Source organism: Bifidobacterium miconis (assembly GCF_019331735.1).
GTDB lineage: Bacteria > Actinomycetota > Actinomycetes > Actinomycetales > Bifidobacteriaceae > Bifidobacterium > Bifidobacterium miconis.
Genome location: NZ_JAHBBH010000033.1, coordinates 17,906 through 28,764, shown reverse-complemented (window position 1 = coordinate 28,764; position 10,859 = coordinate 17,906). Strand labels below are relative to the sequence as shown.

The 10,859-nt window shown below is 63.9% G+C and carries 5 protein-coding genes; 2 read left to right on the top strand and 3 right to left on the bottom strand.

Features of this window, described 5'->3' with window-relative positions:
- Window positions 1-114: 114 nt before the first annotated feature.
- Window positions 115-1,140: a LacI family DNA-binding transcriptional regulator gene (locus KIH79_RS10090; protein WP_219059244.1), complete on the top strand. Its 1,026-nt coding sequence runs from the start codon at window positions 115-117 to the stop codon at window positions 1,138-1,140.
- A gap of 102 nt (window positions 1,141-1,242) precedes the next feature.
- Here the strand turns inward: KIH79_RS10090 and glgX are convergent, their stop codons facing one another.
- Together glgX and KIH79_RS10080 are read right to left on the bottom strand one after the other, a co-directional pair.
- Window positions 1,243-3,894 carry a glycogen debranching protein GlgX gene (gene glgX / locus KIH79_RS10085; RefSeq protein ID WP_219059243.1) on the bottom strand — a complete coding sequence of 884 codons (2,652 nt, stop codon included), beginning with the start codon at window positions 3,892-3,894 and terminating at the stop codon, window positions 1,243-1,245.
- Window positions 3,895-4,123: 229 nt separating this feature from the next.
- A complete protein-coding gene (locus KIH79_RS10080; protein ID WP_219059242.1) occupies window positions 4,124-5,374 on the bottom strand; it encodes an ROK family transcriptional regulator in 1,251 nt (416 codons plus the stop codon).
- A gap of 421 nt (window positions 5,375-5,795) precedes the next feature.
- Here KIH79_RS10080 and adhE point away from each other — a divergent pair, with 421 nt between their 5' ends.
- Complete coding sequence (adhE, locus tag KIH79_RS10075) at window positions 5,796-8,528, top strand: bifunctional acetaldehyde-CoA/alcohol dehydrogenase (protein ID WP_219059241.1); 2,733 nt, start codon at window positions 5,796-5,798, stop codon at window positions 8,526-8,528.
- A 1,127-nt stretch (window positions 8,529-9,655) separates the two neighbouring features.
- On the opposite strand, the gene KIH79_RS10070 is transcribed toward adhE, so the two are convergent.
- Window positions 9,656-10,633, bottom strand: a complete 978-nt coding sequence (locus tag KIH79_RS10070) for a type IV toxin-antitoxin system AbiEi family antitoxin domain-containing protein (RefSeq protein WP_219059240.1) — start codon at window positions 10,631-10,633, stop codon at window positions 9,656-9,658.
- Window positions 10,634-10,859: the final 226 nt, after the last annotated feature.

Sequence of the window (10,859 nt, the reverse complement as noted above, 5' to 3'; positions counted from 1 at the left end):
CCATCGCGTGACCGGCTGACCGAGCATGCGTCGACCGTCGCATCGAGGGCAGCGTGTGCCGCACCGATCGGTGCTATGGTCGATACGTATAGTCAATGATGAAGGACCGCCGCCATGCCACGAACCAGCACTCACAGGCCCACGAGCCGCGACGTCGCCAAGCTCGCGAACGTCGCGCAGAGCACCGTATCGTACTACATGAACGGCAGCCGGCCGGTCGCAGCGGAGACCAAGGCGCGCATCGAGGCGGCGATGAAGATCCTCGACTACCATCCCAACTCGAGCGCTCGCACGCTGCGCACGCAGCACACCAACCTCATCACCCTCATCGAACGGCTCTCGTACGAATCGGACGGCACCGACGTCACGCCGTATCTGAGCTCCATCATCGAGGAGGCGTACCGGCTCGGCTACGACGTGATCACCAACACCACGCAGGCCGACCCGGACAGCCTGCGCCGCATGGACGGGCGCAACATCTGCGACGGATTCATCCTCATGGACGTCACCGACGAGGACAACCGCATCCCCGTCGCCGCCGAAATCGGCCTGCCGACCGTCATCTTCGGCCGTCCGCGCGACGCGCACGGGCTCGACCTCGTCTACTTCGACTACACGCACGTCGGCGGCGTGATCGTCGACTATCTGGCCAACCTCAACCACCATCACGTGCTGTATCTCGACGACGACTACGCGACGAACCGCAACTACCTGACCATCCAGGGCATGTACGGCACGATGCGCGAGCACGCGCAGGCGCACGGCATGGAGTTTTCCATCGCACCGATGCCGCAGACCGACTCGACCCCCGCGCTGGACGCGATCTCCGAACTCATCGACGACAATCTGGCGATCGTGACGCGCCAGCCGCGGCCGACCAAGCAGATCATGGACGCGCTCGACAGGCTCGGCATCACGCTCGGGCAGGACCTGACGCTCGTGAGCATCTGCCCGAACTCGCGCATCCCGCGGTTCGCGCTCAAGCCGACGAACATCTCGCAGCAGCCGCGCGAGGTCTCGCAGCTCGCCGTGCGCACGCTCGTCGAGCGCATCAAGGATCCGGCCCGGCCGCAGGTCGAGCGTCCGGTCCGCTCCACGCGCGTCACCACGCGCGAAACGACGGTCGATTTCCGCAAGTAGCTCGTGGTCGGCGCATGCGGCTGGATGAGCACGCACTGAAAAAGCGGCGGCCGCGATCGACGAATGATCGCGGCCGCCGCCGAACGTTGGATGCGCCTGCCGCTACCGCACGCGGCGCATCACGCTGATGCACAGCGACGGGAACGTCCACAGGCTCGGATCGGCCGCCGCGGCGCCGTGCGCGCCCGTGCCGATACCCGCGTCGGCCGGCATTTCCTCGCCGCTCGACGCGTCGTACTGCGTGGACGCGTCGCCGTCGGGGTCCATCGCGTCGGTGATGTTGAGGATCGCGTTGAAATCGTGGGCCACCGCCGGCGCGCTGTTGCGCATCGTGTTGATGTGCGGGTCCTTGTCGACCGGATCGTTGCTCTCGTACAGCGGACGGTCCAGCTTCGACTGCGAGGCGAGCGCGTGCTGCACGGTTTCGACCAGATCGTGGATCGGATCGTTCTCGTTCACGATCGTCGTCCAGTTGCGGTCGTCGAAATGCTTCGGATTGAGCCGCGTGATCAGCACGCCGTGACCCGGCTGCTCGCCGTTGACCACGGCCGAGCACCATTCGCACTGCCATTCGCAATCGGACGGCAGGCGGAAGTGCAGGTCATGGTCGGTGCCGTTGACCACGATGAGCACGTCCATCTCGTTGGCCGACAGCAGGCGCATCTGGAAGCTGCGCACGCTCGTGTCGAACCAGTCGCGGTCCATCGGCGTGGTGCCGTCCGGCAGATACCACTGCACGCGGCTCGACGGCTTGAACAGGCCGAGCTGCGTGAGCAGCGTGAAGAACTCCTCGTGATGGTACAGGTCAAGCGACTTGCGGATCGCGATCAGGCGCGACACGGTCTCCAAACGGCGCATTTCCGGCGTTTTCTTGGTCTGGTACAGCCAAGTCCAGTCAAGCCAGGTCGTGTCGTTGTCCTGCGCGTACGCGTTGTTGTTGCCGTGCTGCGAATTGCCGAACTCGTCGCCGGCGAGCATCATCGGCGTGCCGAGCGAGAGCATGAGCGTGCCGAGCATGTTCATCGCCGCGCGGTTGCGCCGCCGCACGACCGCCGGGTCGCGGCTCGGGCCCTCCACGCCGAAGTTCGACGAATGGTTGACGTTCGAGCCGTCCATGTTGTTTTCGCCGTTGGCCTCGTTGTGCTTCGTGTTGTACATGGTCAGGTCGGCGAGCGTGAAGCCGTCGTGCGCGGTCACGTAGTTGATTGACGCGACGCATCCGCGGCCTGGATCGGTGGCGAACAGGTCGGCCGAACCGCACAGGCGCGTGGCCATCTCCTGCATGCCGATCGTGCCGGCGGCGCCGGGCTGCGTGTCGGTGAGCCAGAACCGGCGCGTCGTGTCGCGGAAGCGGTCGTTCCATTCGCTGAACGGCATGCCGAAGCCGCCGGTGCGCCAGCCTTCCGGGCCGAGATCCCACGGCTCCATGATGAGTTTGAGGTTGCCGAGCAGCAGGTCGGAGCGCAACGCGTACAGGAACGGGTGGTGCTTGGTGAAATTGCCCTCGAGGCGGGCCAGCGAGGCGGCCAGGTCGAAGCGGAAGCCGTCCACGCCGATGCGCTTGGCCCAGTAGCGCAGCGAATCGACCGCGAACGTGAGCACGTGCGTGTTCGTGAAGTTGAACGTGTTGCCGCAGCCGGTCGTGTCTTCCAGACGGCCGATGTCGTTCTTCTGCCGGCGGTAGTAGGACAGCGGGTCGAAGCCGCGCCAGCAGGTCGTCGGGCCCTCCACGCCGCCCTCGCAGGTGTGGTTGTACACCACGTCCATGATGACCTCGAAGCCTGCCTCGTGCAGCGCGCGCACCATGTTGATGACCTCGTCGCGCACCGCGCCGGCGCCCTTCTTGCGGGCTGCCTCGGTGGCGTACGAGGGTTCGGGGGAGAAATAGCTGAGCGTCGAATAGCCCCAGTAGTTGTGCCGGCCGCGCTCCTGCAGGAACAGTTCGTCCTGCTTGGCCTGGATCGGCAGCAGCTCGATCGACGTGACGCCGAGGCCCTGCAGGTACGCCAGCGTGATCGGGTGCGCGAGTCCAGCGTACGTGCCGCGCAGCTCCTTCGGCAGCCACGGCGCATTCGCCGTGAAGCCCTTGACGTGCAGCTCGTAGAGCACGGTCTTGCTCCACGGCACGTGCGGGTGCACCGGATCGTCGTCGTGCTTGGTCGTGTCGCGGTCGTCGATCGCCACCGACACCGGCATCTTGCCGAGCGCGTCGACGGTGCTCATCTCGCCGAACGCGTCGCCGCGCACGCGTCTGTCCGCGCCGATCTCGCACCGGTAGGAGAACGCGGCCGGATCAAGCTGCATCTTGCCGTCGATGCCCTTGCCGTACGGGTCGAGCAGCAGCTTGTACGGGTTGAACCGCAGTCCGATCTTCGGGTTCCACACGCCGTCCACGCGGTACGCGTAGCGCATGCCGTCCCACGCCTTGGGCAGATGCACGTACCACAGGCCGTAGTTCGGCCCCTCCATGCGGAACAGCGTCTCGCGCACGTACATCGACTCGATGATGCGCGTGCACACCGCATGCGAATGGATCTGGTTGATGAACGGGGACGGCGACTCCTCGAAGATGCGCACGGCCTCGTTGAAGAAGGCGGTCGGCTGGTCGACCGGCTCGTAGACGCACAGCCATACCTGATCGGCGGTTTCCGAGCGCACCACGGCATCCGCGCCGCCATCCTCGGTGAAGTACAGGCCCGGCCTCGTTGCGTATCGGTGCGGTATCGCATACCGCTGGGGTATAGCGTTCTTCATGGCTCCCATTGTAACGGGGCGGTCTGTGGGAGTGTCGGACCGGTTCGAGGCGCAAGGCGGGGTGGTCTCGGTCGTTCGGTTTCGTCTGGCTTGTGTCCGGTTTCTTCCCGCGGATGGCGATTATCGTCCGTTTAACGCGTCTTTAATGGCCGAAAACCGCCATTAGCTGGAAGAAACCGGACGGTTGGCCCCCGCTGTTGCCGAATCATGCCACCATCCGGGGAGCAGGTCATCGGCATCCGTTGTCGTCCAGCCAGTCGTCGACGAGCCGCAGCGCCGCGCCCAACGCGGGCTGCCCGTCCATGCACAGTCCGCGCCGCAGACGCAGGCCGTCGCCGCCGAACGGGCTGAGCTTCGCCACGCGCGACCTCAGGTCGGCGATGTCGTCGTCGTCGAGGTACTGCGCGGCCTCGCCGCCGACGATCACGTCGCCGGCGATCACGGAGCGCACGTTCGCAATCGCCTGCGCCACGCGGTCCAGCCATTCGTTCATGCGCTCGCGGTGATGCGTTTCGCCCTGCTCGAGCACGCTGAAGAATCCCGGCAGGCTCTCGTAGTCCTCCGGCAGCGTTTCGGGCGAGCAGTAGACGTCCATGCAGCCGCGCTGGCCGCAGTAGCATGGACGGCCGCCCGGCACGAGCGCCATGTGCTCGATCATGCCGTCGCGAAACGCCGCGTTCTGGTGCAGACGGCCGTTGACCACGATTGCGCCGCACGGCCGGCGGTCCAGATAGATGCAGACCGCGTCGCGGATCGTGCGGTCGAACCACAGTTCCGCCGTCGCGTCGGCGTCGGCGTCGCGCATCGGCGTGAGCGTGCGGTGTACGAGCTGGCGCAGCGACTGCACCGAACAGCCGGGCGTGCCGGTCGCGTCCGCGAGCATGAGCTGCGGGGCCGAGGACTGCGCGTCCGACGCCGTTGGATCCGGCGCGGTGGCGGACACGATGCCTCGCGAGCAGAACGCGACGCCGATCACGGGGCTGGTCGCGGCGTTCGCGAATTCGTCGGCGATGCCTGCGACGCGCTGCCAGTAGGCCGCGTCGTTGCGGTAGGGGATCGTGCGGTTGAGACGCGCGACGATGTCGCCGTACAGGTCGATGGCCAGCAGCGTCGTCTCCGTCGTGCCTGCGGATACGCCGACGGCGATGCGGTGCCGCGGATTGAACGCGTACGGTACGGCCTTGCGTCCGCCGGTGGACGCCTGCGGATCGCCGGGCACGACGATGCCTGCGCGTTCGAGTTCGCGTAGATGCTGCGTGACGGTGGGCAGGCTGAGGCCGAGTTCATGTGCGAGCCGCTGCTTGGTGGCTTGGCGATGTCGGTAGAGATGACGCAGGATCGCGGTGCGGGTGTGGTCTCGTGGGGCGGAGGCGGCGGTGTCGGTTGCGGTTGTGGTTGCGGTGGTCGCGGCTGCGGTGATGGCGGGCGGCGTCGGGCCGCCGATATTGCCGTTGGGCTGGTGAGTCGGTGGAGTGGTCATGTGTCGTCCTCGATGACGGTGGCGGTTGCCAATGTCGGGATTATCCGCTTTTAGAAACTTATTTTATAGAAGATTGCACGGTGCGGCAACTTTTAGAAAATTGCTTTCTATAAGTCGTCTGCGCGCGATGTGTCGAAACCTGTGAGGAGGGTATGAAAAGCGAACAAAAAGCACCAAAATAGGGTGATTTGGGCGATTGAACACCTTGAAACGCACAATAAATTACAAAAATCAATCATAAAGAAACATGAAACGCCGTCGATTGTGTGCGCATGCAGAGCCTTGCGTCGTCCGGTACATTGTGACCTAGGCCACAAAAACGATGATGCTTTGGCAGCGCTTTGGCAACGTGTTGTGGCGCAACGACAGCCGTCCCGAGCGGGCGGAACCGGAATTTGCATCAGCAAGTCGAGGAGGATTCATGGCAGACGCAAAGCAGGCTGAGGTCCCCACCAAGCCGACCCCCGAGGAGAAGCAGGCCGCGGCGCAGTCCGAGGTCGACGCCCTCGTCAAGAAGGGTCTCAAGGCCCTCACCGAATTCGAGAAGCTCGATCAGGCGCAGGTCGACCGCATCGTCGCCAAGGCGTCGATCGCGGCGCTCAACAAGCACCTCGTGCTCGCGAAGATGGCCGTCGACGAAACCGGCCGCGGTCTGGTGGAAGACAAGGCCACCAAGAACATCTTCGCCTGCGAGCACGTCACCAACTATCTGGCCGGACAGAAGACCGTCGGCGTGATTCGCGAGGACGACGTCATGGGCATCGACGAGATCGCCGAACCGGTCGGCGTGGTCGCCGGCGTCACCCCGGTCACCAACCCGACCTCCACCACCATCTTCAAGTCGCTCATCGCGCTCAAGACCCGCTGCCCGATCATCTTCGGCTTCCACCCGTTCGCGCAGAAGTGCTCCGCCGAAGCGGCCCGCATCGTGCGCGACGCGGCCATCGAGGCCGGCGCCCCGGCCGACTGCATCCAGTGGATCGAGCACCCGTCCATCGAAGCCACCGGCGCGCTCATGAAGCACCCCGGCATCGCGACGATCCTCGCCACCGGCGGTCCGGGCATGGTCAAGGCCGCGTACTCTTCCGGCAAGCCGGCCCTCGGCGTCGGCGCCGGCAACGCGCCGGCATACGTCGACTCCGACGTCGACATCATCCGCGCCGCGAACGACCTGATCCTGTCCAAGCACTTCGACTACGGAATGATCTGCGCCACCGAACAGGCGATCATCGCGCACAAAGACGTCTACGAGCCGCTCGTCAAGGAACTGAAGCGCCGCAAGGCCTACTTCGTCAACGACGAGGAGAAGGCCAAGCTCGAGCAGTACATGTTCGGCTGCACCGCGTTCTCCGGCGGCACCCCGAAGCTCAACTCCGTGGTGCCGGGCAAGTCCCCGCAGTTCATCGCCAAGGCCGCCGGCTTCGAAATCCCGGCCGACGCGACCATCATCGCCGCCGAATGCTCCGAAGTCTCCGACAACGAGCCGCTCACCCACGAGAAGCTCGCCCCGGTGCACGCCGTGCTCAAGGCCGAATCCAAGGAGCAGGCGTTCGAAATGTGCGAGGCCATGCTCAAGCTCGGCGCCGGCCACACCGCCGCCATCCACACCAACAACGAGACGCTTGTGCGCGAGTACGGCCTCAGGATGCACGCCTGCCGCATCATCTGGAACTCCCCGAGCTCGCTCGGCGGCGTCGGCGACATCTACAACGCCATCGCACCGTCGCTCACCCTCGGCTGCGGCTCCTACGGCGGCAACTCGGTGTCCGGCAACGTCCAGGCCGTCAACCTGCTCAACATCAAGCGCATCGCTCGGAGGAACAACAACATGCAGTGGTTCAAGATCCCGGCCAAGACCTACTTCGAGCCGAACGCGATCAAGTACCTGCGCGACATGTACGGCATCGAGAAGGCCGTCATCGTGTGCGACAAGGTCATGGAGCAGCTCGGCATCGTCGACAAGGTCATCGACCAGCTGCGCGCCCGTTCCAACCGCGTCACCTTCCGCATCATCGACTATGTCGAGCCGGAGCCCTCCGTCGAGACCGTCGAACGCGGCGCCGAAATGATGCGCGAGGAGTTCGAGCCCGACACGATCATCGCGGTCGGCGGCGGCTCCCCGATGGACGCGGCCAAGATCATGTGGCTGCTCTACGAGCACCCGGAAATCGCCTTCTCCGACGTGCGCGAGAAGTTCTTCGACATCCGCAAGCGCGCCTTCAAGATCCCGCCGCTGGGCAAGAAGGCCAAGCTCGTGTGCATCCCGACCTCGTCCGGCACCGGTTCCGAAGTCACGCCGTTCGCCGTGATCACCGACCACAAGACCGGCTACAAGTACCCGATCACCGACTACGCGCTCACCCCGTCCGTCGCCATCGTCGATCCGGTCCTGGCCCGCACCCAGCCGCGCAAGCTCGCCTCCGACGCCGGCTTCGACGCGCTGACCCACTCGTTCGAGGCATACGTGTCCGTCTACGCGAACGACTTTACCGACGGCATGGCGCTGCACGCGGCCAAGCTCATCTGGGACAATCTGGCCGAGTCCGTCAACGGCGAGCCGGGCCTGGAGAAGACCAAGGCGCAGGAGAAGATGCACAACGCCGCCACCATGGCCGGCATGGCGTTCGGCTCCGCGTTCCTCGGCATGTGCCACGGCATGGCCCACACCATCGGCGCGCTGTGCCACGTCGCTCACGGCCGCACCAACTCCATCCTCCTGCCGTACGTGATCCGCTACAACGGCCAGGTGCCGGAGGAACCGACTTCGTGGCCGAAGTACAACAAGTACATCGCCGACGAGCGCTACCGCGACATCGCCGTCAACCTCGGCATCGACCCGGGCAAGACCCCGGCCGAGGCCGTCGAGAACCTGGCTCGCGCGGTGGAGGACTACCGCGACAACAAGCTCGGCATGAACAAGAGCTTCCAGGACTGCGGCGTCGACGAGGACTACTTCTGGAGCGTGCTCGACCAGATCGGCATGCGCGCCTACGAGGACCAGTGCGCCCCCGCGAACCCGCGCATCCCGCAGATCGAGGACATGAAGGACATCGCCATTGCCGCCTACTACGGCGTGCCGCAGGCCGAAGGCCACCGTCTGCGCGTCGAGCGCGAAGGCGAAGCCGCCACGGAGGAAGCCTCCGAGCGCGTCTGAACCGTCGTCTGGCTCCGGTCGGATCCGGTGCTTTGTCGGACCATTGCATTCCTTTGTTCTCGGCTCCCCCTGCTAGGGGAGCCGTCACGAAGTGACTGAAGGGTAGTCGGAACCCATCGCATCAAGTCCGATGAAGTACCGGTCTTAGACCGGCTGATCGTTGAGGGAGTCCGCCCAGCTTGGGCGGGCTCCTTTTTTGCTTGCGCTCTTTGTGGCGTTCTCTCCGCGGTTCGGTGACTTTTCGGCGACTTTTCGGGCTATAGGAACTTTTGTGGTGCTTTTGTGGTGCTTGAAGGTTTGTCTTTTCGTTCTCTGGATCATGTTTGGCTGCTGTTGCGGTTGCGGATCCGTGCGCCGGTCAACAGGTGACGACCTTCATCCATGCTCCAAGAGATGCCTCAACCATCCGCTCGGGTGCTCTCGGAGGGACTGCGCGGAGGGACTGTGCTCGGACTGTACAGGGGCTTAAATGGCCGGTTTTCCCCACTTTGTTGGTTGACTGTTTTGATATGCCGTCGACTGATCGTGAATGTGGGGATGGTCGTACCACGAACGGATGCAGTATGACGATGTCGTGGGTATTGGCTTGGAACAGTGGGGACGAAACTACCATGAAGGATTTGTCCGGCAGCGTGTCCGGCAGCGTTTCGTGGTAGTTTCGTCCCCACATGTGGAGCAATGTCGTAGATGTGGGGATATTCGTACCATGAGCACCTCGAAAACGGCCTGTAGATGACTGGATTTCCCCACTTCTTGGATTTTTCCCGACGAGGTTAGCCGGGAGTCAGGCCGGTGGGGCCGGAAAACGGGAGAGAACAGTCGAAGGATGTTAGGAGAACCATCAGGGTTTGACCGGGATCCTCGGGCATGACATTCGGAAGCCATCGTTCGCGGAACGGACAATGATGTCAGGAAATCATGGGCCATGACGGGAGGGTCATCGTCTATGGCGGTGAAGGGCCCTGCCATGGCGGGGGCGAGGAGGCCATCGGCCGCGGCATAAGGAAGTCTCCTGCCTGATTGCTGCAGAGTGTTGAGCAGATTTGACGGTGCTTTCCGCGGGTGCAGACTCCAATTTGACATGCCATAATGCATGGGCGTCGGAGACGGCATCATGATGGACGGCGTCATGAAGGCATGCGATTCGCGCGGCGCGGGACGCGGGCCTTGTCCAATTTGGCCGACAGCATTGTTCTGCGGTACGCCTCACTGAAGGAGAAACGGACCACGTCGTCCGCCACCAACCGAATTCTTTCGTCTCGCTCCTTTTCGGCTATGAACGTCTCTGATTGGCTCCCGTCCTTGAACATGGAAGGATCGGTGTACTTGATCCGACCATCCAATTCCGCGACGATGAACCTGCCATCCTGTGTATGCCAGGAGAAATCGACGCGATACCGACGGCCGAGATCAACCGGGTCGATGATCTCCTCCTGCAACTTCGGAGCTTCAAACCCCTCCTCGAGCATCACCGCATACGCGTACGCCTCACCGCCGTTTTCCGTGCCGCCGGGTGCCGATGCCACTGCCCGGAGCGCCTTTGCCCGGAAATTACCGGGAAGCGTGCGGCATGCATCCAGCATGTCTTCCCTGCTCATCAATCGTTGCCGCAATGCGGCTTCCGCCACGCTCAGCCCATCGGGGAAGTCCAGCCGCCGCACGCAGTCGAATATCGTCCGGCGCAGCGAGGTGACGCGCACGCCGTCCACCAGCCTGCACTGGACGCGTTCCTCATCGGGCAGCAGGTGATATCGCAGCGAACCGTGGTCGTGGGAGTGACGCCGTCGATCGGTCATGCGGTGAATGACGTTCGCATGGCGCACCGAATCGTTGATGCCGTAGAACGCCGCGGCCGTCATATCCCCGAACAGCCAGTCGGGATGCTGCACCGTCAGGGTCCGTATGATGCGGCGGTATTGTTCCATGCGGTCGAGCGTGTTCCAATGATCGGCCCGCGCGTAACAGGACTCCGCCACGCGGATCATGTCCCCGGCAGCCGTTCTGCGCAGCAAAACCCGTCGTTCGGCCGAGGTTCGTCCCCACATGCATAACCGGCGTTCCTCGGTTTCCAGACAGCGTGCGGCCAGTTCATGATTCGTTCTCATGATCGGCACCATAGCGAAGCTTGCATCATGAACGCGTCTATTTCGGGGCATGTGGTCGAAAGGTGCCGGTGTGTGGTCGAAAGGTACAGCCGAGTACCAAGGCATTCACGATACGTCCGTCTCCTGTTCCGTTGACATTCAGCGACATTCAGCCGATCACGTGACTGCACCCGAACGGCGATGCCGTTACGGGCGACGCGCCGGGAGGGATAGGGGGATATTGCCG

Excerpts from the sequence above, each read along its gene's own strand:
- KIH79_RS10090 (WP_219059244.1), top strand. The coding sequence starts at position 115 with ATGCCACGAACCAGCACTCACAGGCCCACGAGCCGCGACGTCGCCAAG.
- glgX (WP_219059243.1), bottom strand. The coding sequence starts at position 3,894 with ATGAAGAACGCTATACCCCAGCGGTATGCGATACCGCACCGATACGCA.
- KIH79_RS10080 (WP_219059242.1), bottom strand. The coding sequence starts at position 5,374 with ATGACCACTCCACCGACTCACCAGCCCAACGGCAATATCGGCGGCCCG.
- adhE (WP_219059241.1), top strand. The coding sequence starts at position 5,796 with ATGGCAGACGCAAAGCAGGCTGAGGTCCCCACCAAGCCGACCCCCGAG.
- KIH79_RS10070 (WP_219059240.1), bottom strand. The coding sequence starts at position 10,633 with ATGAGAACGAATCATGAACTGGCCGCACGCTGTCTGGAAACCGAGGAA.